25 protein-coding genes and 4 tRNA genes are annotated in these 25,005 nt (G+C 38.9%); 13 read left to right on the top strand and 16 right to left on the bottom strand.

Features of this window, described 5'->3' with window-relative positions:
- The first annotated feature begins 288 nt into the window (after positions 1 to 288).
- The 6 genes from PMAL9190_RS02540 (at position 289) to PMAL9190_RS02515 (ending at position 8,931) form a co-directional block, all read left to right on the top strand.
- Positions 289 to 1,254 (top strand): HlyD family secretion protein, encoded by a 966-nt coding sequence (locus PMAL9190_RS02540; protein ID WP_235004267.1) that lies wholly within the window; start codon positions 289 to 291, stop codon positions 1,252 to 1,254.
- Complete coding sequence (locus PMAL9190_RS02535; RefSeq protein ID WP_087843771.1) at positions 1,244 to 2,170, top strand: ABC transporter ATP-binding protein; 927 nt, start codon at positions 1,244 to 1,246, stop codon at positions 2,168 to 2,170. The genes PMAL9190_RS02540 and PMAL9190_RS02535 overlap by 11 nt, the downstream gene beginning before the upstream one ends.
- The gene (locus tag PMAL9190_RS02530) at positions 2,167 to 3,276 is read left to right on the top strand and encodes an ABC transporter permease (protein ID WP_087843770.1); all 1,110 of its coding nucleotides are present in this window, start codon (positions 2,167 to 2,169) and stop codon (positions 3,274 to 3,276) included. The genes PMAL9190_RS02535 and PMAL9190_RS02530 overlap by 4 nt, the downstream gene beginning before the upstream one ends.
- A 123-nt stretch (positions 3,277 to 3,399) precedes the next feature.
- Complete coding sequence (locus PMAL9190_RS02525) at positions 3,400 to 4,461, top strand: FAD:protein FMN transferase (protein ID WP_087843769.1); 1,062 nt, start codon at positions 3,400 to 3,402, stop codon at positions 4,459 to 4,461.
- A gap of 266 nt (positions 4,462 to 4,727) precedes the next feature.
- Positions 4,728 to 5,855: an efflux RND transporter periplasmic adaptor subunit gene (locus PMAL9190_RS02520; RefSeq protein ID WP_235004266.1), complete on the top strand. Its 1,128-nt coding sequence runs from the start codon at positions 4,728 to 4,730 to the stop codon at positions 5,853 to 5,855.
- Positions 5,842 to 8,931 carry an efflux RND transporter permease subunit gene (locus PMAL9190_RS02515; protein ID WP_087843767.1) on the top strand — a complete coding sequence of 1,030 codons (3,090 nt, stop codon included), beginning with the start codon at positions 5,842 to 5,844 and terminating at the stop codon, positions 8,929 to 8,931. Before PMAL9190_RS02520 ends, PMAL9190_RS02515 begins: the two co-directional genes overlap by 14 nt.
- Before the next feature lie 63 nt (positions 8,932 to 8,994).
- Here PMAL9190_RS02515 and PMAL9190_RS02510 read toward each other — a convergent pair whose 3' ends face one another.
- The 12 genes from PMAL9190_RS02510 to PMAL9190_RS02455 form a co-directional block, all read right to left on the bottom strand.
- Positions 8,995 to 9,339, bottom strand: a complete 345-nt coding sequence (locus PMAL9190_RS02510; protein ID WP_065166138.1) for a hypothetical protein — start codon at positions 9,337 to 9,339, stop codon at positions 8,995 to 8,997.
- Between the two features lie 142 nt (positions 9,340 to 9,481).
- A tRNA-Val gene (locus tag PMAL9190_RS02505) sits at positions 9,482 to 9,558 on the bottom strand.
- 44 nt (positions 9,559 to 9,602) lie between these two features.
- Positions 9,603 to 9,679: transfer RNA gene (locus PMAL9190_RS02500), tRNA-Val, on the bottom strand.
- Between the two features lie 44 nt (positions 9,680 to 9,723).
- A tRNA-Val gene (locus PMAL9190_RS02495) sits at positions 9,724 to 9,800 on the bottom strand.
- Between the two features lie 45 nt (positions 9,801 to 9,845).
- Positions 9,846 to 9,922: transfer RNA gene (locus PMAL9190_RS02490), tRNA-Val, on the bottom strand.
- A gap of 220 nt (positions 9,923 to 10,142) precedes the next feature.
- A complete protein-coding gene (locus PMAL9190_RS02485; protein ID WP_065166137.1) occupies positions 10,143 to 10,403 on the bottom strand; it encodes a DUF5062 family protein in 261 nt (86 codons plus the stop codon).
- A 94-nt stretch (positions 10,404 to 10,497) separates the two neighbouring features.
- Positions 10,498 to 11,559, bottom strand: a complete 1,062-nt coding sequence (locus PMAL9190_RS02480) for a DUF3080 domain-containing protein (protein WP_065166136.1) — start codon at positions 11,557 to 11,559, stop codon at positions 10,498 to 10,500.
- Between the two features lie 106 nt (positions 11,560 to 11,665).
- Positions 11,666 to 13,036, bottom strand: coding sequence for an MATE family efflux transporter (locus tag PMAL9190_RS02475; protein WP_087843766.1), 1,371 nt, complete (start codon positions 13,034 to 13,036; stop codon positions 11,666 to 11,668).
- Positions 13,037 to 13,243: 207 nt separating this feature from the next.
- On the bottom strand, positions 13,244 to 14,398 hold the full coding sequence (locus PMAL9190_RS02470) for a hypothetical protein (RefSeq protein ID WP_065166134.1): 1,155 nt from the start codon (positions 14,396 to 14,398) through the stop codon (positions 13,244 to 13,246).
- Positions 14,395 to 14,775 carry a GtrA family protein gene (locus PMAL9190_RS02465; protein ID WP_065166133.1) on the bottom strand — a complete coding sequence of 127 codons (381 nt, stop codon included), beginning with the start codon at positions 14,773 to 14,775 and terminating at the stop codon, positions 14,395 to 14,397. The genes PMAL9190_RS02470 and PMAL9190_RS02465 overlap by 4 nt, the downstream gene beginning before the upstream one ends.
- Positions 14,768 to 15,802 (bottom strand): glycosyltransferase family 2 protein, encoded by a 1,035-nt coding sequence (locus tag PMAL9190_RS02460; RefSeq protein ID WP_082955601.1) that lies wholly within the window; start codon positions 15,800 to 15,802, stop codon positions 14,768 to 14,770. The genes PMAL9190_RS02465 and PMAL9190_RS02460 overlap by 8 nt, the downstream gene beginning before the upstream one ends.
- Entirely contained in the window at positions 15,799 to 16,452 is a 654-nt protein-coding gene (locus PMAL9190_RS02455) for a riboflavin synthase subunit alpha (RefSeq protein ID WP_087843765.1), read from the bottom strand. The genes PMAL9190_RS02460 and PMAL9190_RS02455 overlap by 4 nt, the downstream gene beginning before the upstream one ends.
- A 256-nt stretch (positions 16,453 to 16,708) precedes the next feature.
- Between PMAL9190_RS02455 and PMAL9190_RS02450 the strand changes: the two genes are divergently transcribed.
- Positions 16,709 to 17,323, top strand: a complete 615-nt coding sequence (locus PMAL9190_RS02450) for a riboflavin synthase subunit alpha (RefSeq protein WP_087843764.1) — start codon at positions 16,709 to 16,711, stop codon at positions 17,321 to 17,323.
- On the opposite strand, the gene PMAL9190_RS02445 is transcribed toward PMAL9190_RS02450, so the two are convergent.
- Both PMAL9190_RS02445 and PMAL9190_RS02440 read right to left on the bottom strand, forming a co-directional pair.
- Positions 17,320 to 17,523: a CPXCG motif-containing cysteine-rich protein gene (locus tag PMAL9190_RS02445; RefSeq protein ID WP_065166130.1), complete on the bottom strand. Its 204-nt coding sequence runs from the start codon at positions 17,521 to 17,523 to the stop codon at positions 17,320 to 17,322. The two genes, PMAL9190_RS02450 and PMAL9190_RS02445, sit on opposite strands and share 4 nt — an antisense overlap.
- Before the next feature lie 156 nt (positions 17,524 to 17,679).
- Positions 17,680 to 18,546: a fructosamine kinase family protein gene (locus tag PMAL9190_RS02440; protein ID WP_087843763.1), complete on the bottom strand. Its 867-nt coding sequence runs from the start codon at positions 18,544 to 18,546 to the stop codon at positions 17,680 to 17,682.
- Between the two features lie 280 nt (positions 18,547 to 18,826).
- Between PMAL9190_RS02440 and yqfB the strand changes: the two genes are divergently transcribed.
- From yqfB to rplT, 5 genes are all read left to right on the top strand, one after another.
- Complete coding sequence (gene yqfB, locus PMAL9190_RS02435) at positions 18,827 to 19,153, top strand: N(4)-acetylcytidine aminohydrolase (RefSeq protein WP_087843762.1); 327 nt, start codon at positions 18,827 to 18,829, stop codon at positions 19,151 to 19,153.
- 197 nt (positions 19,154 to 19,350) lie between these two features.
- Complete coding sequence (thrS, locus tag PMAL9190_RS02430) at positions 19,351 to 21,282, top strand: threonine--tRNA ligase (RefSeq protein WP_045042709.1); 1,932 nt, start codon at positions 19,351 to 19,353, stop codon at positions 21,280 to 21,282.
- Between the two features lie 3 nt (positions 21,283 to 21,285).
- Entirely contained in the window at positions 21,286 to 21,837 is a 552-nt protein-coding gene (infC, locus tag PMAL9190_RS02425) for a translation initiation factor IF-3 (protein WP_087843761.1), read from the top strand.
- 102 nt (positions 21,838 to 21,939) lie between these two features.
- A complete protein-coding gene (gene rpmI / locus PMAL9190_RS02420; RefSeq protein WP_005367387.1) occupies positions 21,940 to 22,134 on the top strand; it encodes a 50S ribosomal protein L35 in 195 nt (64 codons plus the stop codon).
- A 45-nt stretch (positions 22,135 to 22,179) separates the two neighbouring features.
- A complete protein-coding gene (gene rplT / locus PMAL9190_RS02415; protein ID WP_036795101.1) occupies positions 22,180 to 22,533 on the top strand; it encodes a 50S ribosomal protein L20 in 354 nt (117 codons plus the stop codon).
- A gap of 466 nt (positions 22,534 to 22,999) precedes the next feature.
- Here rplT and PMAL9190_RS02410 read toward each other — a convergent pair whose 3' ends face one another.
- Both PMAL9190_RS02410 and PMAL9190_RS02405 read right to left on the bottom strand, forming a co-directional pair.
- Positions 23,000 to 23,251 (bottom strand): phenylalanyl-tRNA synthetase subunit alpha, encoded by a 252-nt coding sequence (locus PMAL9190_RS02410; RefSeq protein WP_087843760.1) that lies wholly within the window; start codon positions 23,249 to 23,251, stop codon positions 23,000 to 23,002.
- Between the two features lie 187 nt (positions 23,252 to 23,438).
- On the bottom strand, positions 23,439 to 23,708 hold the full coding sequence (locus PMAL9190_RS02405; RefSeq protein ID WP_087843759.1) for a hypothetical protein: 270 nt from the start codon (positions 23,706 to 23,708) through the stop codon (positions 23,439 to 23,441).
- A gap of 295 nt (positions 23,709 to 24,003) precedes the next feature.
- Between PMAL9190_RS02405 and pheS the strand changes: the two genes are divergently transcribed.
- Positions 24,004 to 24,987 (top strand): phenylalanine--tRNA ligase subunit alpha, encoded by a 984-nt coding sequence (gene pheS, locus PMAL9190_RS02400; protein WP_060996458.1) that lies wholly within the window; start codon positions 24,004 to 24,006, stop codon positions 24,985 to 24,987.
- The last annotated feature ends 18 nt before the right edge of the window (positions 24,988 to 25,005 follow it).

The raw sequence follows: 25,005 nt of genomic DNA, 5'->3' as shown, positions 1-25,005 counted from the left end.
GCCGGTAGTTAAAATTAATATCGATGCTTAAGGCTATTTAAGCAATATAAAAAAATGCGTAATTAATCATTTAGTAATTTTTTAAATACTTTGCTGGTTATAAAGCAGACAAATATATGTTATGACAAGATAAATGACTATTGTAATTGATATTATTGCGACTAAATATTGATATACATGTTTGGTAAAAACCTATCTCTTATGTCAGTTTGCATCTGTGTGAGTGCTGAAAATTAGCAGTGATATGATCAGTTAAAGGGATAGTATTTGAGTTCAATGGAGCTGATTATGAAATACGTATTACCGCGTTATTGTATTTTTATTGCCTTATTTGGCGTAGTTACGGGATGTAATGATCAAGCTGCCACTTTAGCACTTGGCACGGTTGAACGTGATCAGATAGCCCTTACAGCAACAGCAAATGAAATTATCACCTCGCAACCTATTGCTGAAGGCAGTGCAATTAAAAAAGGTCAGGTAGTTGCAACGCTGAAATCGCGACAACAACAAACGCGAGTTGCTAAAGCGCAAGCAGTAAAGCAGCAAGCACAAGCTTATTTACAGCGTTTAACCAATGGCGCTCGTCCTGAAGATATTGCCGCAGCTCAAGCCCAAGTAGAACAATATCAGGCAAATTTTCTCGATAAAAGTGAAGATAACCAACGCATACAACGCTTATTTGCTAAAAAGGTTGTGTCAACGGCTGAGCGTGATCGTGCTCAAACGCAACGTGATATAGCACAAGCTGAACTGCAAACAGCAATTAATGGGCTGAAAAAAATAGTCAGTGGCGAACGGATTGAAGATATCAAACAAGCTCAAGCTGCATTAATGGTAGCCATCAATGATGTGACACTGCAACAGCAAATTTTGCAAGATTATACAATAATCGCCACGCGCGATGGTATTGTTGAAAGTCTGCCATATCATGTTGGCGATCGGGTTACTGCTAACGCAACCATTGCAATTATTACGCCTTTCACAACCCCTTATGCACGTATTTATGTACCAGAACCTTATCGTGTAAATATACAAGCAGGCAATACATTAACGATACATGTGGATGGTATTAAACAGCCTTTTCAAGGCACAGTACGTTGGATAGCAACCATGCCTTCTTTTACACCTTATTATACTCTCAATGGTAGTGATAAAGCGCGGTTAGTGTATTTGGCCAAAGTTGATTTTCCTGAAAATGGCCGGGATTTACCAGCAGGGGTGCCGGTTCAAGTGGAGATGCCACATGAACGATAATGCGATTATTGCAACGAATCTAAGTCGAAAATTTGGTGATTTTGTTGCGGTCGATAATCTGAATTTAATGGTACCTAAAGGGACAATTTATGGTTTCTTAGGCCCTAATGGTTGCGGTAAATCGACCACATTAAGAATGTTAACGGGATTATTAACCCCAACCACTGGCAATGTAAATGTGCTTGGATTAGAGATTCCGCGTCAAGCCGAACAATTGCGGTTACGTATCGGTTATATGACCCAAAAATTTTCGTTATATCAAGATCTAACCATTCAAGAAAACCTTGAATTTATGGCACAGATTTTTGGTATGTCAAGAGCACAACGACAACAACGTGTTCAACAACAATTAATCACTTATGGGCTTGATCAGCGGGCTAAACGACGAGCAGGTGAATTAAGTGGTGGCCAGCGACAGCGTTTAGCATTAGCTGCTGCCACTATACATCAACCCGACTTATTACTTCTTGATGAGCCAACATCTGCTGTTGATCCTGAAAATCGACGTGATTTCTGGGAACAATTATTTGATCTGTCGGATCAAGGCACCACAATTTTAGTCACGACACACTATATGGATGAAGCGGAACGGTGCCACAGCTTAGCTATTATGGAAGCCGGTGTAGTAAGAGCTAACGGTACACCAAATGCACTTATGGCGGCGATGGCAGTGACGGTTGTTGAAATAGAAGCCCAGCAATTACGTCAATTGAAAGCGCAAATTATACAATTACCTCAAGTTAGATCTGCCGCTCAACTTGGAGTGAGGCTACGGGTGTTGGTGTCAAAGGGGGTTGAGGATCCTGTTGGTTGGTTACAAACACAAATTCCCGTTTTAGCAACAGCGACGATAACAGTTAGTCGACCAAGCCTTGAGGATGTTTTTGTAACCTGCACAGGAGAGAGACGACAATGATCACTCGCTTATGGTGGAGTCTGTTACGGATCAATGCAATTGTTAGCAAAGAGTTACGACAGCTAAGTCGGGATCGTATCACCTTTGGTATGATCGTGATGATCCCATTAATTCAATTGCTATTATTTGGTTACGCGATCAATACCAATGTCCGTAATGTACCTACTGCAATCGTTGATCAGAGCCACTCTGCGACTGGACGTATGCTGGTGGAATCAATTAAAGCAACACAGGTTGTTGATGTTATAGCGAGTTATGCCACACCTCAGCAAGGGCAACAAGCGATTATGGATGGCACAGTAAAAGCGGTATTGGTGCTTCCGTCTGATTTTCAACGACGAATAGCAACTCATCAACCACTAGGGCAATGGCTTGTTGATGGATCTGATGCATTGATTAGCTCTACCATCATGCAATTACAAAAAATGCCATTAACAGCAGTGATCGCACAACGAAAAGTGCAACCGAATAACTTTGAGGTAACGCTGTATTTTAATCCTGAACGGCGATCTGCAATTAATATTATTCCAGGGTTACTTGGAGTAATACTGACCATGACAATGATTTTATTTACCTCGGTTGCCATTGTTCGTGAGCGAGAACAGGGTAATTTAGAATTATTAATTACTACCCCAATTCAACCTTTAGAATTAATGCTTGCCAAAATCACGCCATATATATTTATTGGTCTTATTCAATCCATTATTATTTTAGGATTGGGACATATCATTTTTGATGTGCCAATTAATGGCGCATTAACGCAAATATTTCTTGGAACGTTGTTGTTTATTGTTGCGAGTTTAACCTTAGGTCTGGTGATTTCGACCAAAGCGACCACGCAGCTACAAGCGATGCAAATGACCATTTTTATTTTATTGCCATCAATTTTACTATCAGGGTTTATGTTCCCTTATGAAGGGATGCCCGTTGTCGCCCAATGGATTGCAGAAGTATTACCAACCACCCATTTTATCCGTATTATTCGTGGCATTGTGTTACGAGGTGCAGATTTAGTCGATTTGTGGCGTGATACATTATGGTTAATTATATTCACCATTGTTGGGTTAATCGTCGCGTCGATTAGATTTAAGAAAACGTTAGATTAAGCTCATCATCAAAAGATATGCTCTTTTGGTATATCTTGATATGGCATTATTTGTTTATAGCCTAGCGATCTTTCGGCGCTATTGTTAGACTTCGACCATTATTTAGAGAGCTAAGGTCGTTTTATGTTCACCTATTCGCCAAAATTATTGTCAAAGCGAAGCTATGTTGCCGCGTTGTCGTTATCTGCTATCGTACTGTTGTCTGGTTGTAGTCAAGCGCCAAAATTACACAAGATCACAGGCTTTGCTGAAGGTACTAGTTACCATGTGACATATTGGTCAAAACAAGATGTACCTGTTGCGAAGGTAACCGAACAGTTTAATAAAAAATTGGCTGCGATCGATAAAGAATATTCAACTTATCGTAATGACTCATATATTTCTAAGTTTAATCACAGTACATCAACCGAATGGCAACCCGCTTCTAAAGATTTCATTTATATGTTGTCGCTTGCGAAAAAATTAAATAAAGATAGTCACGGTTGTTATGATCCTACGATTCAGCCTTTGTATAAGTTGTGGGGGTTTCAAGGTGAGACGCTTAATGTGCCGACAGCTCAACAAATAGCAGCGATAAAAAAAGATATTGGCATTGATAAGATCGACATTGATCCAGTAAATTTACGTATCAGAAAAACCATTCCTCAGATACAAGTGGATCTATCGTCAATGGGCGAAGGGTATGCGATCAGTCAGCTAAGTAAAATTTTAGAAGCTGATGGCGTTAATAATTATCTAGTTGAGTTTGGCGGCGATATGAAAATTAAAGGTCGCAAACTTGAAGGTCAAAAATGGCGGGTCGCGATTGAACAGCCAATAGCATTAAAAGACGGTATTCGTCCTTATACTATCGTTAATATTAATGCGGAAGATGGCGTGTCATTAAATACTTCTGGCACTTACCACCATAATTTTAAAGATGGTAAAAAAGATTATTCCCATATTTTAGATACTAGAACGGGTGCACCAGTAACCCATGATTTAGTGTCGGCTTCTGTATTTGGTCATAACCCGATTGTTAGTGATGCGTGGGCAACCTCAATGTTATGTTTAGGTCCTGTTGAGGGTAAAATTGTTGCCAATGAACAAAATTTGTCGGTCTATTTTATTCAAAGTGAGAACAAAACATTTAAAAGCTCTGAGAGTAAAGCGCTGCAAAATAATAAACGTATCACGTTAAGTTAGTTGAATGGTTGTATCTGAATAATTATCGTTAATAAAACGACTGTAAGCGGTGAGCGATCACCGCTTTTTTTATGACCTTTTTAAGATAAGCAAATATATTCACAAGGCAAGTATTTGTTATGTTAGTTATAAATAGCTTTTATATATTGACACTATTTTAACGAACAGTGAGCCAATGTTGATATTGTGAGGGTATAAATTACATGAAGTAGAGCACTATTATGGAGTATAAAAGCAGAATTTTGATGGGTATATTGGTTCTTCCAATGATGTTTACAACATTATCGTCGCTGGCAAGTGAATCGGTAAAAACATCATTAATTCCAATTAAAATTCAGAATATAAAAAATAGAACCTTCAACCAAGACTTTCAAGAAGTCGGTAAAATTACCGCTGTAGATTCTACAGCATTAACCTTTAGTGCATCTGAAAAATTAATAACAAAATGTTTTGCTGATGGTGCTTATGTCCATAAAGGAGATGTAATCGCGAAGCTTGATAGTACGCAACCCAAAGCTGAGCTGCAAAAAGCTGAAACACAATATGCGATTGAGCGTTCTAAATTACATCGTATGTTAGCCCTAATTCAAAAACAGCCAGATGCGATATCAAAGCAAGATATTGAGAATCAACAATTACAAACCCATTTATTACAAGTAGATGTACAACAAAAAAAAGATGATTTACTCAATTATCAATTAATTGCCCCGTTTAATGGCCGACTGACAAATTTTAAATACTCTATTGGTAGTCGTATTAGCTCTGATGATGTTGTGGTGTCATTAATCAAAAACGATCCTGTACAAGTTGCCTATTCTATTAGTCAGCAAGAGTTGGCTCAAGCAGCACCCAATCAGCAGGTCACTATCTCTGTTGATGCTTATAAAAATAAACGTTTCACAGGTGTCGTTAACTACATTGCTCCAGAAGTGGATTCGCAATCAGGCCGTATTGATGTTCAAGCAAATATTAAAAATACCGATAAATTACTCATACCTGGTATGTTTGCTAAAGTGACACAGCATTCGGCAAAAAATGTCACTTATCCTATTGTGTCTCAAACCGCAGTCATTATTGATGGCGATAAGCGTTATGTATGGCTTTATGATGGTAAGGGCGTAAAACAACAACCTGTTGTTCTCGGTGATAACACCAATGATGGTTATGTTGCTATTAAACAAGGAGTTAGTGTTAATGATAAAGTTGTCGTTGCAGGACAGCAAAACTTAAAGCCAGATTCTTTGGTTAAACTTCAAACATCCACAGTACCTACAACGCCAGTTTTACCATTATCTTCACCCCCAAAAAACACAAATCCAGCTTCGTCCTTAAATAAGCCAATGCAAAAAATAACAGCAAGCTCAAATCAAGGAGCTAAGCATGAAGCTGCCTGAGATTTGTATTAAACATCCGATTTATTCGTGTGTGCTGTGCATTGCGATTGTGTTGCTAGGGATGGCGGCATTACAAAGTCTACCAGTGCAATATTTTCCAGAACATCGTGCTCCAAACGCGACAGTGACAGCGAGTATTTCAGGTGCAAGTGCTGAATTCATGTCAGATAACGTTGCGGATAAACTTATTTCTGCAGCGACAGGGCTTGAATCTGTTAAAAATATGAACACTGACTGTCAGCAAGGGACGTGTACGTTAAAAGTTTTTTTTAAAGATAATGTATCAGATGTGAAATACGCCAGTTTAATGAATAACTTGCGTAGTAAAGTCGAGGCGATTAATAATTTTCCTCCAAGTATGATCGATAAGCCTGTAGTGACAGATGATTCTTCAGAGAATGCGTTACCCAGTAATATTATTACCTTTGTTGCAAAGGGAAAAATAACCAAGCAGCAAATGTATGATCTTATCAGTCAGCAACTTATTCCTCAGTTTAGTCATATATCTGGAGTCGGTGGTGTGTGGGGGCCTTACGGCGGGAGTAGCCAAGCGATTCATGTCTGGCTTGATCCAGAAAAGATGATGGCACTTGGTATTACAGCTACCGATGTGGTGAGTACCTTGAGTAAATATAATGCCACGTTTACTGCTGGAACAATTCAGGGTCAAGTGCGTGATTTTTCCATAAACCCTGTGAGTTCAGTCAGCAGTGTTGCTGATGTACGCAATTTAGTGGTGCGTTACGAGGGTGGCAATATTGTGCGTGTTGGTGATGTTGCCGATGTAGTTAAAGATGACGCCAGCTTGACCCCCTCAATATTGCATATTAATGGTCAGTTAGGAATGTCAATTCAGACATTGCCGCTAAAAAGTGAGAATCCAGTTGTGGTCGCGCAGCGAGTTAAAGCGGCAATGGCATCAATGACGATTCCTAGCACTATTGAAATGAAAATGGTGTATAACCAAGCTGATTTTATTAAGGCATCAATTGATGAAGGATTTAAAACCTTAATTGAAGCGATTGTATTAGTGGCAGCAGTGGTCGTATTGTTTTTGGGTTCAATTCGATTTGCACTTATTCCGTTGGTTACGATCCCTGTGTGTATTATCGGCGTATTTGCAGTGATGGCGGCCTTGGGTTTTAGCATTAATGTATTAACGATTCTGGCGATAATTCTTGCTATTGGTTTGGTTGTTGATGACGCTATCGTCGTGGTTGAAAATTGTTTTCGTCATATAGAGCAAGGTAAAAAGCCATTAGAGGCTGCGATAGTAAGTAGTAAGGAAATTGTCGCTCCTGTTATTGCAATGACTTTAACGCTAGCGACGGTTTATTGTCCGATAGGTTTTATGTCGGGATTAACCGCCGATTTGTTTCACCAGTTTGCTTTTACGCTTGCTGCGGCAGTGCTTATTTCAGGCGTTATCGCATTAACATTATCGCCAATGATGAGTGCTTATATATTAAAGCCTGTCACTCGAGCACCAACTTGGTTTGTGTGGGTTGAAGCTAAAGTTGAACAACTAATAATTAAATACTTACAGTTATTGAAATTTGTTTTCACTCAGAAAAAGTGGTTAGCTGTTATTGCAATATTACTTATTGGCGTGTCAACTGCTGCAGTATGGTGGATGCCTAAAACGTTATTGCCAATTGAAGATACAGGGTTTATTTCAGTATCGACTAAATCACCATCAGGAGTAGGGCGAGCTTATCATCTTCAAAATAATGCTCAGTTAAATAGTGTGTTTAATGGTGATCCTGCCATTGAAGCGAACATGTCCTATATTGAATCGACTCCTGAAAATCATCTAATACTGAAACCATGGAATGAACGTAAGCAAAATATCGAGCAAATTATTCGTCGATTAATGACAAAAGCGAAAGCGACAGTATCGGCTTATGGTGTATCAATGTCAGTTCGGTCAGCTGATAACCTTAATTTACCGTCAGGTTTAGTACTGGAGCTTACTACGCTTAATAAAAACACATTAGCATTAAGTGATACTGCATCTAAGGTTGAGAAAGCACTTGAGGGTTATGCGGGGGTTTCAAATGTCAGTAACTCAACACATCGTGATTTATTACGGTTTGATCTGAAAATTGATCAAAATGCAGTAGTGCTATCAGATGTTGATTATGCAGATGTCACTAGCGCAGTATCGACATTCTTAGGATCAGTAAAAGCAGCAGATTTAAAAATGGCCGATGGCTATACCTACCCAATTCAAGTGCAAGTAAATAAACAGTCACTGGGTGATTTTAAGATATTAAATAAATTATATGTTGTATCAAAAACAGGAAAAGCCCTACCGTTATCGCAATTTGTGACCATTAAGCAAGTAACGGCAGAGTCTCATATTAAAACCTTTATGGGGCTTGATAGTGCGGAAATTACAGCAGATTTAATGCCGGGTTACAGTGCTAGCGATGTGCAGCAATTTGTGAATCATCAAGTGCCTAATTTATTGCAAAAAGGTCAGCAATATCAATTTAATGGTGTTGTAAAAGATCTTCAAGATTCTTCAAATGGTATGACACTAATTTTTGCGATGGCATTGATTTTTGTCTTCTTAATTTTAGCCATACAGTTTGAAAGCTTTATTGAGCCTTTAATTATCATGTTAACAGTGCCACTGTGTTTAGTGGGAGCTTTATTAACGTTAACTGCTTTTGGTCAAAGCCTTAATATTTACTCGAAAATTGGATTGTTAACATTGGTTGGGTTGGTGACTAAGCATGGGATTTTATTGGTTGATTTTGCGAATAAGCAGCAACAAGATCATGGTTTAAATGCGTATGAAGCTGCGCTTGTTAGTGCTAAATCACGTCTAAGACCCATATTAATGACATCGTTTACAATGATAATTGGTTCGCTACCATTAGCATTTGCAATCGGGCCAGGCTCAATAGGTCGAATTAATATTGGTTTGGTGTTGGTGGGCGGATTAATATTAGGAACGATATTCTCGTTGTTTGTTGTGCCAATTGCTTATGTGGAAATGGCAAAAGTAAGGCAATGGAATATAAGTAAATACTGGCGGCGGTTAAGGTTTACTAAGAAAAGTGACTAATAGAGATATTAATAATATAAGCCACTCTTGATGAGTGGCTTTTTAATGATAGGAGGGCGTTAATCAATGTTTGAATGTTGTTTTTTCATTGTCGCTAGTTGCATTGATATCCCCTGCAGGATTGAGTAAATGCGGTACGATTTGGGGTAAATTTAATTCAATGTCTTTATCTATCACAGGATTAATTGCGGCGTTATACCAGCCCAGTAAGCCGAGAACAGCATAACCAATTGCATCATCGCTTTCACGATGTTCAAGAATGATCTGTAGGAAGCGTAAAATAGCTTTGTCGTTTGATTTAGCTTGGATTAATGTTTCATCAAAAACCGCTGCTGCTTCACTGAGTAAGCCTTCAAATTCGGTATCAACAGATACTTTAAATGAGCCGCCATCAATAGTAATTTTCATGTTATATCATCAATTATTATAATTGATATAAATATTACCTAATTACTGATCGGTTGTCGCTAATCAGTGCTACTGATTGCAATTGTTATGATCCAGACACAAAAAAGCCTGCTAAAAAGCAGGCTTGATTATATCTAAAAGATGGTGCTCGCTACTGGACTCGAACCAGTGACACCTTGCATGTCATGCAAGTACTCTAACCAACTGAGCTAAGCGAGCAAATTGTACAGCGATAAACCGCGATTAAGCCGTTTACTTTAAAATGGTGCTCGCTACTGGACTCGAACCAGTGACACCTTGCATGTCATGCAAGTACTCTAACCAACTGAGCTAAGCGAGCAAATTGTACAGTGATAAACCGCGATCAAGCCGTTTACTTTAAAATGGTGCTCGCTACTGGACTCGAACCAGTGACACCTTGCATGTCATGCAAGTACTCTAACCAACTGAGCTAAGCGAGCAAATTGTACAGCGATAAACCGCAATCAAGCCGTTTATTTTAAAATTGGTGCTCGCTACTGGACTCGAACCAGTGACACCTTGCATGTCATGCAAGTACTCTAACCAACTGAGCTAAGCGAGCAATTTAAGCTTAATTACTGTTTTAATGTAATCAGCGAATGACAAGCATAGTAGCGAGTCACCGTAATCTAGGCAAGTGTTTAAATGGAGTTTTTTAGTAAATTCAGTGCGTTTGCTTGCACAATAGCCAATTTGGTGGTGGATAAATAGCCGAATGTGAGATCGCGCATATTCTTAGCTGTAAGAGCCACCAGTAAAGGACTAGTGGCAATACAATTGAATTATTGAAGCAGTTCGTGGTTTTCTGGTAATAGACGGCTAATCCACAACACCAGTTTATGTTTCATGTTAACGCCATCTTCTTTATCGACAGCTAAAGGCGTGATCTGTTTGCACTCTACTAGCAAGCGATAAATACATTCAACACGATCTGTTGAACCTACACCGCGATCTAAATCGTTAAATCCTTGTTTTTTTGCAAAGGCGAAACCAAGTTCTAATGCTTTTTTTAAAAGTTTTGCTTCGTTTTTATGTTTTTTCATTGTTATCTCCCTTAACCTCTACAATGTAGTCTAGCTTACCTATTCTAAAAATGAACTAATAGTAACAAAAATGATAATTGAGGTTGGTAGCAAGTTATTGATGCCCAACCTTAAATTGACAACGTTCAAATAATCGTTGCCAATAAGCGACATGATCAAGAATAGCTTGTTGAAATTGATGCTGTAGATCACCATCAAAATAATCATCAGCGTATAAAGTCATCGCTGATGGTGGTTGAATATGGTATTTAACGAGCGTGGTGTAGAAGCGATGTAAATAAGGCTGCAGCTGTTGATATTGAGATTTTAATGTACTGAGATAAGGTTGAATATCCGTGACGTAATATTTATAAAAAACGTTACGTAAATATAGCGCCTGTTGGTTATTAATATTTTTGCCGCAAAGCACTGTTTTCTCGTGCTGATTTAGTTGAGTTGTAATGCTATTAAGTACTGCTGTTATATGTGCCATAGAATAAAACAGCTGCCCGATATAGTGTTTATTATGAATTTGCTGCTGATGAAAAAGCAGAAGATCAATATTTTTTGTTGTCAGTGTTGCCAATGCCGGTGACATATTCGTTGAAGTAACAGCTGTTGTTAATGTTGCTAAATAATCAAATGCCGCTAAATTTTCGATATAACCGCTAAATTGCTGTTGTTCTAGTACTTGATGACCTAAGGTAAATTGCTGTCGCCACTCTTGACTTGTAAATGCCATATTCCAGATTACGCGTGGTAATTGTTGTTGCTTTTGATGATAAATATCGCTTAATTGAGACTGTAGAGGGTCACTACTATCAATAACGTTCAGGCAGTGATTGAGTTGTTTTAAAAATAATAATTCATAACGCAGTTGGCGAGTTTGATCCTGTACCTTGCCTAATATCGAATTACGCTCTGCAATTAACTGAAATAAACCACATTGACGTAATTCATATGCATTTAATAATCCGATACGAATATCTGCAACAGGCTGTTTGAGAGAGCGGGCGGCGGGAAGGGCGGGTAAATTTAACCGCGATGTTTCTGCTGGCGTAATCTTTAATACGTTAGCAAGTCGTTGTTGGTAAGTATCTAATAATACTTCTGTGGTGTTTTCTTTGCAGCCAGTAAGTAGCAATACATAACAAAGCACCAAAAATGATATTTTCATTATACTCTAGCGTTGGTTACAGTATATTAAGCATATGCAACTAAACAATTTTAGACAAAAAAAAAGCGATCCTTAGATCACTTTTTTACTAATATACAACTGACAGTTAACGTAATGACATGTCAATTTGTCGTTGATGGTCAAGTTTATGTACCCAACGCATACGCATACCAAGCATGATTGCGGCAGATGTTAAGCCAAGAATAAAGCCAATCCAGAAACCCTCAGGTCCCATTGGTTTTACTATCAAATCTGTCATTCCTAAAATATAGCCAATCGGTAGTCCTAAAAGCCAATAAGCGATAAAAGTACAAACGAAGATCGCGCGCATATCTTTATAGCCGCGTAGTGCTCCAGCGGCAACAACTTGTACCGCATCACTGCATTGGTAAATAGCGGCTAATAACAACAGTTGACCTGCAAACATAATAACCTCAGGATTATCTGTATACAGCAATGCAATTTGTTCACGGAAAATTACTGTTAAAATTGCCGTACAAAATGCTAATGATGTGCCGACAATCAATCCGCAATGGCTGGCAATTTTAGCGCCAATAATATCTTCCTGGCCCATTTTATGGCCAACTCGAATACTGACAGCAGCCGCTAAACTCATTGGTAACATATACACCAACGATGAGAAATTCATCGCAATCTGGTGTGAAGCCACTTTCATTGGCCCAAGAGGTGAGATCAATAAAGCAATGACCGCAAATAGAGACACTTCAAAAAATAATGATGCTGCCACCGGAAAACCAAGTCTAAATAAGCGGCTGATTGCGGCAAATTTAGGTGGATAGAGCACACCAAACACATTTAAGCTGTTAAGACGTTTATTGATTAGAACAAACGCGAGCATGGCAAAAAACATGAACCAATATACGATAGCGGTTGCAACGCCACAGCCGACACCACCCAGTGCAGGCATACCAAATTTACCGTAAACAAAGATCCAGTTAAGCGGAATGTTCAGTAAAAGACCTAAAAAGCCAATCACCATACCAGGAATAGTAAACGATAAGCCTTCAGAGAAACTTTTTAGAGTTTGGAAAAATAAAAATGCAGGTACTGCGAATAATACCGCATGTAAATAGCCAACGGTCTTTTCAGCAAGTACCGGTTCGACATCCATGTAATGGATTAAAATCCCTGCATTGTACAAAATCAACATTGTAGGAATAGAAATCAATACAGCAAGAATAAAAGCCGTCTGAATTTCAAAGGGGATTTTGTCCTTTTTACCCGATCCACTCAGTTGGGCTACGATAGGAACAATCGCCATCAGCAAACCCACGCCAAATAAAATCGAAGGTAGCCAAATACTTGCAGCAACTGCAACGGCAGCCATATCGGTTGCACTAACGCCACCAGCCATAACGGTATCAACGAAACCCATTGATGTCTGGGCAACAGAGGCAATTAAAACGGGTATCGCAAGTTTGAGCAGTTGTGTGGTTTCTTTGGTGTAGTTTTGCACTCAGCATGGCTCCAAAAGTGAAGAAATAAAAGGGGAGGAATAAATAGCCGTTAGGTACTATTTTTAATGCATTCTAAAACTGGCTGGATTATATAAATAAAACTAACAAAGCCAAGCAATATTTAACACTTTATGCATATAAAAACAAACGGCCTCGATAACTAAGAATCAAGGCCGTTAGCTTAAGTTTACAGTAAGGAGACTGAGTTAGACGGTAAAAAAGTGATGTCCAAAGAAACCTATTGCGATAAAGGTACTGGCGGCACTAAAAATACACAGCATTGGCGTTTTAATACTAGGGTAACGTTCGACAAGTAATGCTAATCCAAGGAAGGTTGGATACAGGCCAAATGCGTAACGTGGCATGGCATTAAGGCTTGATGAAAGTGGCAGTATTAAACAAATAAACATAAATAGCGCTTCGGCATAATATTTACGTACTACCAAGTAAATATTAAGTGCAAATGAAAGTAGCGCAACAATGGTGAGATATAATTTCGGGCCACCCGTTTCAAAACCAAATATTAGCCAATGAAATGGATTAGTCAGTTGACGCCCCCAAGCTATTTGAATATGACCAAATGCAAGTGCGTCTCCAACATGGAAATACATGTAAGTCATAAAGCCAAAAAAGCCAATAGGGATCACCCAAATAGCCGCTAACACTTTTAATGCAGGTGTTTTAAAGCGTAAGAAACGTTGAATACCATAGTGTTGAATTGCAATAATTAACACCGGAAATACTAAGAATACACCCAGGTTACGAGTTACAGCTGCAAGCATGCCTAAGATAGCGACCCAAAACCACTGTTGGCGATAGCTAAATAAGAACACGCCAGCCACTAATGCAATAAAAAGTGGCTCGGTATAACCTGCTGAGGAATAAACCGTATAGGGTGAAAAACATAATGCCCACACCATGGTAGAACGTGTTGCTGCACTCAGTTTTAGCTGTTTGAGCACCATTAATACCATTGGAATGCTAAATAAAAATGCGAGATTAGACGCAAATGCTAATCCAAAGCGATAGTTATTAATTGGATTTTCAAAGGTGGTTAAGTGCGAAAATACCCACCCGAGAAAGGGTTGTAATGGCATAAACGCCCAATTTGCAGCATTTTTTTGACCTAGCCACTGCGGAACGAGATCATAACCATTATCAATAATGCGGTAGAACCATACACAGTCAAAACGGCAAACGGTTTGTAGTAAAGGCTGCTCTGCATAATGCCCCGTCATGAACATATTTACCCCCCACAGACCAAGGGCGTAGATAACAATACGACTAACAATGACAGCAAAGATCAGATTTAACCAATCTTTGCGGGAAAGACGAATATCTGTAATAGATAAGGGATTCATTTAAAGACCCAAAATTTCGATAAAATAAAAGTAATGATTGGTACACATAAGGTTGAAATAGTGACTGCTATCCATCCTTTTACATGCGCCGTTTGTAACAATGTCACCAAAATAAGGTTATTAATTAAAAAACCAAATAGAGACACAGCTAAGAATTTAAAAAATGAGCCTTTTTGGGCAAAAGTAAAATGACGATGGCCAAAATACGACACCAGAAAAGCGACAGCAAACCCAAGAATATTGGCAATATATTCTGAGGGGTGTGTCATTTGAAAAAAGTACAAGCGCACAATCGACAAATGCACCGCGGTGGCTAATAATCCAACAATAGCGAAACGGTTAAGTTGCCAAAAATGTTTAAGTAAAGAGTTATTCATAATGATGACTAGGTTTATTTAACGTTGTTTGCGTGTGAGATTGATTATTTGATGGTGGTGGATTGTTTTTATAGTTGCCATACACATCTTCAACTAAATAGATTGGTCGATGTTTGAGCTCAGTATAAATACGGCTGACATAGCCACCAATTACACCTAAAGATATCAACTGAATACCGCCTAAAAATAGCACCACAGAAATAGTAGACGCATAACCAGGGGTATGGATGCCAAAACAGAGTGCACTAATAACGATGTACATTAAAAAGATGAAAGATAAAAATGAAATCCCAAAACCGACAAAGCCCCAAACGCGTAATGGCCAAGCAGTAAAACTTGTGATGCCATCCATTGCAAAATTCCACAGCTTCCAGTAATTAAATTTGGTGTCGCCAACAAGACGTTCTGGACGCTGAAAATTTACCCCAATAGCACGTAATGATGACCACGCAAGCAAGCCTTTCATAAAACGGTTACGTTCAGGTAATTGTTTCACTGTTTCAATGACGCAGCGATTAATTAATCGAAAATCTCCTGCATTTTCTGGTAACGTGGTTTCAGCTGATAAAAAGTTAAAGAAGCGGTAAAAGCCGCCAGCTGTCAGGCGTTTAGCATAAGTATCCTGTGAGCGATCAACACGAACACCATAAATAGTGTCATAGTTACCCGTTAACCATAGATCGACAAATTCTAAAATGACTTCAGGTGGATCTTGTAAATCAACATCCATAATGACGGCAGCGTCACCTTGAACGTAATCTAAACCCGCAGTCATTGCGGCCTCTTTACCAAAATTACGCGCAAAATTGACCAATGAGATACTTGGATCTTGTTCAATCATTTTATCAATAACGTGCCGCGTATTATCTTTACTGCCGTCATTAATAAACACAATGTCGATGTGTGAACGAATACTGCTGAGTTTGTCATTGATAGCCGCTAAGAAGGGTTCAATAGCAACCTCTTCATTATAAACAGGCACAATAAGCGATAAACGGTAATCAAGTGGGTTTGGTTTATGATTCATTCGACGTTCCCAATTTTTTGATTAAAAGAGCCAGCACTATGTGGCAGAGGTAAAGTATCTACATTCGTTGGTGTTAGACTTATTGTCGTAACTTGTAATGGTGTTGGCGTAGTTAATATGAATGATTGTAATTGTTTTGAAGTCGCTAAAAATTGTTGTTTGGGCAGTTGAGCAACCAGTGTATTTCCCTGTGGTTGTGGTAATAATGTGCCTTGGTGATGATTAAAGGTAAACGTCAGTGGTTTTAGCTGTTGCTGCATTTTTGCTAAGGTAAAGGTAATCTTAACATTGGTTGCAGGCACATTCGGTAATGTAAAGTATAAACCACCTTGCTGCGATAGCTGGCGCATATTGTTGTTGGTATCAAAACTCCAGCCAGCTCGAGATAAATTTGGCACATTATTGGTTGTTTTTAGGGTGGTTGGTAATGTTAGCGCAAGGTTAGGTTGTTTAGGCTGCCAATATAAGGTCTGATTTTTAATATAGTATGCTTTATAAGCAAGGCTGACATTAGGCGTTATTGCTTTATAAAGTACCCAAACATAATATCCAGATAACACCATTAACAAACTAATAAGTAACACACGCAAAATAGTTTGTTGCTGTTGTTGTCGTGACAATGTAACGGTTGACGAGGCATTAGCGGCCATGATGCACCTTTAAATAGATGGTATTTATTGACGAGGTATAAAATAGAAAAAGTTAGTCAAAATTGGCTAACTTTTATTGTTATACAATTAATACGCTTATGGTGTTTTAAAGTGTCACCTCAATGTCAAAAAGTTATTCTTGATAACTATAGCTGACAAGAAGCTTACTTTATCGACCATTTTTATGTGTGTTTGTATTAATAATATTTAATAAATTGATATATTAATCATAGAGTAAAATAATATAAGGATAGATATGTTTACTGGAATTATACAAGCGACGGCACAAGTCGTTAGTATTGATAAAAAAACGCAGTTTCAAACGCATATTATTCGTTTACCTTTTGAGATGACTCAAGGGCTGGTTGTGGGCGCTTCAGTGGCTCATAATGGTTGTTGTTTGACGGTAACGAAAATTAATGGCCAATTAGTGTCGTTTGATTTAATGCAGGAAACATTAAATGTGACTAATTTAGGTCTGCTTAATGTGGGGGATTATGTCAACGTTGAACGTGCCGCTAAGTTTGGCGATGAGATTGGAGGCCATGCTATGTCGGGCCATATTATGACCACAGTAACCGTTTCTGCCGTAAATATTACCGAAAATAATCATCAAATATGGTTTTCAGTGCCAGAACAATTAATCAAATATATTTTCACAAAAGGGTACATCGGTATTGATGGTATTAGCTTAACCATTGGTGACGTTAAAGATGGCCATTTTAATGTCAATTTAATTCCTGAAACCCTACAACGCACTAACCTTAAAAATCGTACGGTAAATGATGTTATTAATGTGGAAATTGATCCACAAACACAAGCTATTGTAGATACTGTTGAACGTATGATGGCAAATAAAACCCATTTTTAAAATATTTGCTCATCGTCAGCATCAACGAATAGATTAATGGTTTTATGGAGTTCATCGACTTCCATCGTTAAATGAATAGGATTACAGCAAATAGTGCAATCATCATAAAACTCTTGACTGCCAGCACTCGCATCAAGAGGGATTCTGATGCTGTGACCGCAATGTGGGCAGCATACATTTTGCGTTGAATATTTGTGCATAATAGATCCTTAATATAAATATGAAAGGCATCGTTTAATTGTGCTGTGTATTAGTATAAATCCTAGTTGGTTGTTCTCTATTTTGCGAATACAGGTTTGAAGCGCCAGCACTATGTGGCAATAGTGCTGGCGCGATATTAAAATAAATATTTGCAATTACTTTTCTAGTAATAATTTAGCAATAATATGCTGTGCTTGCCCCATATACTCGCCGCCAAAGAGGTTACAGTGGTTAAGAATATGATAAAGGTTATAAAGATCCTTACGATCTTGATAGCCTTCATCTAAAGGGTAGACAGATTGATAACCCTCATAGAAACTGGCTGGAAAACCGCCAAATAACTCTGTCATAGCAACATCACATTCACGATCTCCCCAGTAAGTCGCGGGATCAAAAATAATCGGACCGAGTACCGTTAAGGCCGTGTTGCCATGCCATAAGTCACCATGGAGCAATGACGGTTTGGGTTGATGATTCATTAGCCGTTGCGCGACATTGGCTGTTATTGTATCAATATCACCAAAATGTAACCCTTTTTCCTCACACAGCTGTAATTGCCATTCAATGCGTTGCTCTGCAAAAAACTTATTCCAGCGACGACGCCATTTATTGGGTTGAGGGGTTAAACCAATGTAGTTATCAAAATCAAAACCAAATTCAACTTGCTCGCCCCATAAATGTAGCTGGGCGAGTTGTTGCCCGAGTTTATAGCCAGCCTCGTCATCAATGGTTTTAGTGGGAAGGTAATTTAAAATGAGAAAAGATTTATCACGACAAGTACCAAGGTGGAAATGTTGTGGTACTTGAACACAATTAGCTTCATTGAGGATACGTAAACTTTCGGCTTCAGTTTCAAATACAGTGAGCTGATCTTTGTCATTGAGTTTGATGAAAAAGCGCTCTTCGCCATCGCCAACACAATAGCATTGGTTTACATCACCACCTAAAATGGCCTCACGTTCGTTGATTTTGAACTGCCGACCAAGTACTTCCGACAATTGGTGAGAAATAGCCTGCCACATAGCATCCTCCACGCATAAAATTGAACTAGATAAAACTTGTCTATCAACATCTTAGTCCATTTCATTTGAATATATCTGTGAAGTTGGTGCTATTTTAAGTATATTATTGATGTGCCTTTATGTAACACACTGAAAACAAATCAAATACTTACTGTTTTGTTAAAATTGAAAATTAATTAATCTTGAATAAATATTTATTTTCCTTAGTAATTGTCCGTTTACTTTTAAATATTTGTAGCTACTCTAAACCAAAATTTATTGAGTCACGAAGGACATTATAATGACGACATCTATTATCCCTACAGAAATGACTTTTTTTGCACGTTTTGAAAGCGATATATTATCAGGTAAAAAGACAATAACGATTCGTGATGAAGCTGAAAGTCATTATGTTCCAGGTACTACTGTTGAGGTATCAACTTATGAGGATGGACGTTGGTTTTGTCGCTTAGAGATTTTAAGTGTTGAACCAATAGCATTCAGTGAGTTGAATGATTTTCATGCACAACAAGAAAATATGACATTGACGGAATTAAAAGCGGTTATTAACGATATTTACCCTGGTATCGAGAAACTGTACGTAGTGAATTACGTTTTAGTAAAATAAGCGTATAAAAAATTAGGGGGATCCTTTGCAATATCTTGTTACCGTTTGTATAGTGTCTCCCTGTTTTTACCTTAGCATGTTGCTCAGTATTGCGGCATCAAAGTAAAAACGTTTTCATTCATAAAAGCTTCTCTAAAAGCTTTGTTAACTCAACATGTGCTACTTGGTGTGTGGCACCACTGTTTAAGGATATTTAAATGCCTGTTATTACTCTTCCTGATGGTAGTCAACGTCAATTTGACGATGCTGTATCAACAATGGACGTTGCACTTTCAATCGGTCCTGGTCTTGCGAAAGCAACCATTGCAGGGCGTGTTGATGGTGTTCGTGTTGATGCTTGTGATCTTATCGAAAATGACGCAAGCCTAGAAATCATCACAGCAAAAGATGATGTTGATGGTCTTGAAATCGTTCGCCACTCATGTGCTCACTTGCTAGGTCATGCTATCAAGCAATTGTACCCTGAAGCAAAAATGGCGATCGGTCCTACGATTGACAATGGTTTTTACTACGATATCGATCTAGAGCAATCATTAACACAAGAAGATCTTGAAGTTATTGAAAAGCGCATGCTTGAACTAGCAAAAACTAAGTATCAAGTTGTGAAGAAAAACGTTAGCTGGCAAGAAGCGCGTGATGCGTTTGATGCACGTGGCGAAACGTACAAGATCGAAATCCTAGATGAAAACGTTGCTCGTGACGATCGTCCAGGTCTATACCATCATGAAGAATACATTGACATGTGTCGTGGTCCACACGTACCACACATGGGTTTCTGTCAAAACTTTAAGCTATTAAGCGTTGCTGGTGCATACTGGCGTGGTAATAGCGATAACAAGATGCTGCAACGTATTTACGGTACTGCATTCCACGATAAGAAAGCACTGAAAGCGCATCTAACGCGTTTAGAAGAAGCTGCAAAGCGTGACCACCGTAAAATCGGTAAGCAACTTGATCTGTTCCACATGCAGCAAGAAGCGCCTGGTATGGTGTTCTGGCATCATAACGGTTGGACTATCTTCCGTGAGCTAGAAGTATTTGTTCGTGAAAAACTAAACGAATACGATTACCAAGAAGTAAAAGGCCCATTAATGATGGACCGTGTGCTTTGGGAACGTTCTGGTCACTGGGATAAGTACGCTGAAGCAATGTTCACAACAAGTTCTGAGAACCGTGAATATGCTATTAAGCCAATGAACTGTCCTGGTCACGTACAGATCTTTAACCAAGGTCTTAAGTCATACCGTGATTTACCATTACGTATGGCTGAGTTTGGTTCTTGTCACCGTAATGAGCCATCAGGTTCACTTCACGGCATTATGCGTGTTCGTGGTTTCACCCAAGATGATGCGCATATTTTTTGTACAGAAGCACAAGTACAACAAGAAGTTACATCTTGCATCGAAATGGTGTATGATACGTACAAGACATTTGGTTTTGATAACATTGTTGTTAAATTATCAACTCGCCCTGAAAAGCGTGTTGGTTCTGATGCAATGTGGGACAAAGCTGAAGCCGATTTAGTTACCGCGCTTGAGTCAATGGACATTCCATTTGATATTCAAGAAGGTGAGGGTGCATTCTACGGTCCTAAGATCGAGTTTACACTTCACGATTGCCTTGATCGCGCATGGCAATGTGGTACTGTTCAGCTTGACTTCGCATTACCTGAGCGTTTAGGCGCTACATATGTAGGTGAAGACAACGAACGCCACACACCGGTTATGATTCACCGTGCAATTCTTGGTTCATTAGAGCGCTTCATCGGTATTCTTATCGAAGATTATGCAGGCTTCTTCCCAACATGGTTGGCGCCTCAGCAAGCTGTAGTGATGAATATTACTGACTCTCAAGCAGAATATGTGCAAGAAATTGTAGAAAAATTGAAAAAAAGTGGAATTAGAGTCAATGCGGACTTGAGAAATGAGAAGATTGGCTTTAAAATCCGCGAACATACTTTGAAGCGAGTGCCTTTCATGCTCGTTTGCGGTGACAAAGAAGTCGAAGCAGGCGTAGTAGCAGTTCGTACTCGCAAGGGTAAAGATTTGGGTAAATTTAAGATTGATGAACTAATTGCATTTATGCAGGAAGAAATCAGCAATCGCAAGCTCAATGTTGTGGAGGAATAAGGTATTAAAGGCGGAAAAAGAACCCAAGCACCAGTTAAGCAAAACGCGCATCGTCTGAATGAAGAAATTCGTGGCGTACGTGAAGTTCGTCTAACTGGCCTTGACGGCGAATCAGTCGGTGTTGTTTCTATTGAAGAAGCAATGAATGTTGCTCTTGATGCTGGTGTGGATCTAGTTGAAATTAGCCCTAATGCCGAGCCACCAGTCTGTCGTGTGATGGACTATGGTAAGTACTTGTTCGAAAAGAGCAAGGCTGCTAAAGAGCAAAAGAAGAATCAGAAACAAATCCAGATCAAGGAAGTTAAATTCCGACCTGGTACAGACGAAGGCGATTATCAGGTAAAACTACGCAACCTGACTCGCTTTTTAGAAGAGGGCAACAAGGGTAAGGTCACACTACGTTTCCGTGGTCGTGAAATGGCCCACCAAGGCATTGGTATTGAACTTCTTAACCGTATTAAGAATGAACTGGACGAGATTGCGGTCTGTGAAAGTTTTCCTAATCGTGTAGAAGGTCGCCAAATGACCATGATGCTTGCCCCAAAGAAGAAGTAATAACGGCATTCAAGTAGCTAAAAAGCGCTGCTTTTAAGTAGCGCTTTTTGTTCGCCCTATTACTATGATTATTAACTATCAACAATGCGGAGTTATCATCTCATGCCAAAGATGAAAACAAATCGTGGCGCAGCTAAGCGCTTCAAAAAAACAGCTGGTGGCTTTAAGTTTAAGCACGCTACTAAGCGTCACATCCTGACTAAACGTACTACTAAGAACAAACGTCAGCTTCGTCCAAATGCAATCCTTCCTAAGTGTGAAGTGGCTGCAGTTGCTCGTATGCTTCCGTTCGCTTAATCGTTTTTAGTTTTATATTTTATTAATTTTAGTTAGGAGTCTCCTATGCCTCGCGTAAAACGTGGTGTACAAGCGCGTGCACGTCACAAGAAAGTTCTTAAACAAGCTAAAGGTTACTACGGTGCACGTTCACGTGTTTACCGCGTAGCTTTCCAAGCTGTTACTAAAGCTGGTCAATACGCTTACCGTGACCGTCGTCAGAAGAAACGTACTTTCCGTCAACTTTGGATTGCACGTATCAACGCTGCTGCACGTCAAAATGGTATGTCTTACAGCCGTCTAATCAACGGTCTTAAGAAAGCGTCTATCGAAATCGATCGTAAGATCCTTTCTGATATCGCTGTATTTGACAAAGCTACTTTCACTGTTCTTGTGGAAAAGGCAAAAGCTGCACTGTAATTTATCAGTCTAGTTTTAAGTTGAAAGGAGAGCCTCGGCTCTCCTTTTTTCGTTTAAGTTTATAGTTAAGTTATTCTTCTTGGTTATTGTTCGCATCTCACATCTCACATCTCGCACCTCGCATCTCGTATCTCACACCTCGTATCTCGTATCTCACACCTCATATCTCGCACCTCATATCTCGAACCTCACATCCCGTATCGTAGTGATAGTTTGTTTGATCTTTAGCTAAGCTGCTTTCTCATTATCATCGGCAGTGTAAATTAATTACGGAAAGTATGTTTTACAACCACATTAAAAGCGCTGTTTAATTGAATTGATCGATAAATTAATTCAATACAGTATTGTTTTTAATTTTTTAAATGAGGAAATAGGGGGGAAGGAAATATAAAAAGATCATCAGAGGGTAAAAAGCCAGTAATAAAATATTATTACTGGCTTTACAATAGAATTTCGTTGTTACCGCTTATGCTCGTGCGTAACGTTGGTTACGTTTTTTGTTTGCAGTTGCTAGAGTCTTAAGTAAAAACGCTAAGAAACCAACAAATAATGCGTTGAAGCCCATAAAGAAAACAAGATTAATGAAATTGAAACCGTCTTCTGGAGCAATCGGCATTGAAGATGCTAAGCCATAATTACCAAGCAGCAATAAAGCAGTACAAAGGATCGCAGCGATAGTTGAAATTTTTGAGAGAGCAGCAAGATCTTTAGTATTCATAATATGGTTCCTAACATTGACATTGATCATAATTTACACTGAAAAATGTAACTTTAAAACCAATTTGATAAAAAAAGATCGTATTTATCACAGCTTTATTACATGTAAAACGCCTCAATAGTTAGCATATAGCGCTCAGAGGCGATTATATAAACATAGCTGTTGGCTAATTAGTGAATATTAACAATTAGTTGTGAGCAAGATATTGCTTCATTTGTTGTTGTGTATGTCTTGCTCTCCAAAGTAGGCAACCAAGAAATCCTACAAACATACAATTAAAAACAACATAGAAAATGATATGGATGTAATCAATATGAGTTTGATTGGTTGTCAGGTCTTTGACTTCAATCGGCATGTTGGAAAGAAGACCGTAGTTACCTAACAACACCAAACCTAAACAGAGTAAAGATGCAAATAGGCTTATTTTGATTAAAGCTGAAAAGTATTGGGTGTTCATGATGATTATTCCAAGATAATTATCACTAAAATTTACTTTTTTGATCTCATTTAAGGAAGAGAGAAAAATGGAATATAGGTGTGCGAAATCTGTTTTATAGTCTTATGTCGCATGGCAAGAGTGTACTGAAAAAGCACAAATTCGAATATTAATGGCAAAAGACGTTTTTTTTTCGTCCAAACTTACTGTTTTATTACGATTCAATTTGGTTTTAGACGCTGCTTTCTTTAGTATGTATCGTTACGCGATTTTATATCTCCCTTAAGGACGCCACCTGTGGGTGGATGAGGATACGATGCAACATCTAGACGAGATTATTGCCAACGCAACGGCAGCTATTGGGCAGGCTGATTCATCAGTCGCTCTGGACGAAGTCCGAGTTCAATTTCTAGGCAAGAAGGGTCACTTAACTCTTCAACTACAAGCCCTAGGTAAATTACCACCAGAAGAGCGACGCACTGCTGGTCAAGAAATCAATAAAGCGAAGCAAGTAGTACAAACATTACTTGTTGAGCGTAAAGACGGCCTACAACGTGCAGAGCTTGAAGCTAAGCTTGCGGCTGAGACTGTTGATGTTTCTTTACCTGGTCGCCGTATTGAAAATGGTGGTCTTCACCCAGTGACACGTACCATTGAGCGTATTGAAAGTTTCTTTGGTGAGCTTGGTTTTACCACTGAAGCCGGTCCTGAAATTGAAGATGCTTTCCACAACTTCGATGCATTGAACATTGCTGAAGATCACCCAGCACGTACTGACCACGATACGTTCTTCTTCAACCCAGATCTAATGCTACGTACGCACACATCTGGTGTTCAGATCCGTACAATGGAAAATGGTCAACCACCATTCCGTTTCATTGCTCCTGGTCGTGTATACCGTAATGATTACGATCAAACTCATACACCAATGTTCCACCAGGTGGAAGGTATGTTAGTTGATGAAAACGTAAACTTTGCACAACTAAAAGGTATTCTTCACGATTTCCTTTGTAATTTCTTTGAAGAAGAAGTTGAAGTACGTTTCCGTCCTTCTTTCTTCCCATTCACTGAGCCTTCTGCTGAAGTTGACGTTAAAGGTAAGAATGGTAAGTGGTTAGAGGTACTAGGCTGTGGCATGGTACACCCTAATGTTCTACGTTCAGTTAACATCGATCCTGAGAAATATTCAGGCTTTGCATTTGGTATGGGCGTAGAGCGTCTAACCATGCTTCGTTACGGCGTTAACGATTTACGTGCGTTCTTTGAGAACGACTTACGTTTCCTAAAACAGTTTAAGTAAGCACTAGGGGCTAGAAAT

Origin of the sequence: Photobacterium malacitanum, assembly GCF_900185615.1 — a bacterium.
Classification (GTDB): Bacteria; Pseudomonadota; Gammaproteobacteria; order Enterobacterales; family Vibrionaceae; genus Photobacterium; species Photobacterium malacitanum.
Note: the sequence above shows the minus strand (reverse complement) of the source record. Positions and strands in the feature narration are given on the sequence as shown.

Coding starts and splice junctions, on each gene's coding strand:
- PMAL9190_RS02525 (WP_087843769.1), top strand. CDS start 3,400: ATGTTCACCTATTCGCCAAAATTATTGTCAAAGCGAAGCTATGTTGCC.
- PMAL9190_RS02515 (WP_087843767.1), top strand. CDS start 5,842: ATGAAGCTGCCTGAGATTTGTATTAAACATCCGATTTATTCGTGTGTG.
- PMAL9190_RS02485 (WP_065166137.1), bottom strand. CDS start 10,403: ATGAAAAAACATAAAAACGAAGCAAAACTTTTAAAAAAAGCATTAGAA.
- PMAL9190_RS02410 (WP_087843760.1), bottom strand. CDS start 23,251: ATGAATACTAAAGATCTTGCTGCTCTCTCAAAAATTTCAACTATCGCT.
- PMAL9190_RS02440 (WP_087843763.1), bottom strand. CDS start 18,546: ATGTGGCAGGCTATTTCTCACCAATTGTCGGAAGTACTTGGTCGGCAG.
- PMAL9190_RS02465 (WP_065166133.1), bottom strand. CDS start 14,775: ATGAATAACTCTTTACTTAAACATTTTTGGCAACTTAACCGTTTCGCT.
- yqfB (WP_087843762.1), top strand. CDS start 18,827: ATGACGACATCTATTATCCCTACAGAAATGACTTTTTTTGCACGTTTT.
- PMAL9190_RS02470 (WP_065166134.1), bottom strand. CDS start 14,398: ATGAATCCCTTATCTATTACAGATATTCGTCTTTCCCGCAAAGATTGG.
- PMAL9190_RS02405 (WP_087843759.1), bottom strand. CDS start 23,708: ATGAACACCCAATACTTTTCAGCTTTAATCAAAATAAGCCTATTTGCA.
- PMAL9190_RS02535 (WP_087843771.1), top strand. CDS start 1,244: ATGAACGATAATGCGATTATTGCAACGAATCTAAGTCGAAAATTTGGT.
- pheS (WP_060996458.1), top strand. CDS start 24,004: ATGCAACATCTAGACGAGATTATTGCCAACGCAACGGCAGCTATTGGG.
- PMAL9190_RS02520 (WP_235004266.1), top strand. CDS start 4,728: ATGATGTTTACAACATTATCGTCGCTGGCAAGTGAATCGGTAAAAACA.
- PMAL9190_RS02510 (WP_065166138.1), bottom strand. CDS start 9,339: ATGAAAATTACTATTGATGGCGGCTCATTTAAAGTATCTGTTGATACC.
- PMAL9190_RS02480 (WP_065166136.1), bottom strand. CDS start 11,559: ATGAAAATATCATTTTTGGTGCTTTGTTATGTATTGCTACTTACTGGC.
- rpmI (WP_005367387.1), top strand. CDS start 21,940: ATGCCAAAGATGAAAACAAATCGTGGCGCAGCTAAGCGCTTCAAAAAA.
- rplT (WP_036795101.1), top strand. CDS start 22,180: ATGCCTCGCGTAAAACGTGGTGTACAAGCGCGTGCACGTCACAAGAAA.
- PMAL9190_RS02445 (WP_065166130.1), bottom strand. CDS start 17,523: ATGCACAAATATTCAACGCAAAATGTATGCTGCCCACATTGCGGTCAC.
- PMAL9190_RS02460 (WP_082955601.1), bottom strand. CDS start 15,802: ATGAATCATAAACCAAACCCACTTGATTACCGTTTATCGCTTATTGTG.
- PMAL9190_RS02540 (WP_235004267.1), top strand. CDS start 289: ATGAAATACGTATTACCGCGTTATTGTATTTTTATTGCCTTATTTGGC.
- PMAL9190_RS02455 (WP_087843765.1), bottom strand. CDS start 16,452: ATGGCCGCTAATGCCTCGTCAACCGTTACATTGTCACGACAACAACAG.
- thrS (WP_045042709.1), top strand. CDS start 19,351: ATGCCTGTTATTACTCTTCCTGATGGTAGTCAACGTCAATTTGACGAT.
- PMAL9190_RS02450 (WP_087843764.1), top strand. CDS start 16,709: ATGTTTACTGGAATTATACAAGCGACGGCACAAGTCGTTAGTATTGAT.
- PMAL9190_RS02530 (WP_087843770.1), top strand. CDS start 2,167: ATGATCACTCGCTTATGGTGGAGTCTGTTACGGATCAATGCAATTGTT.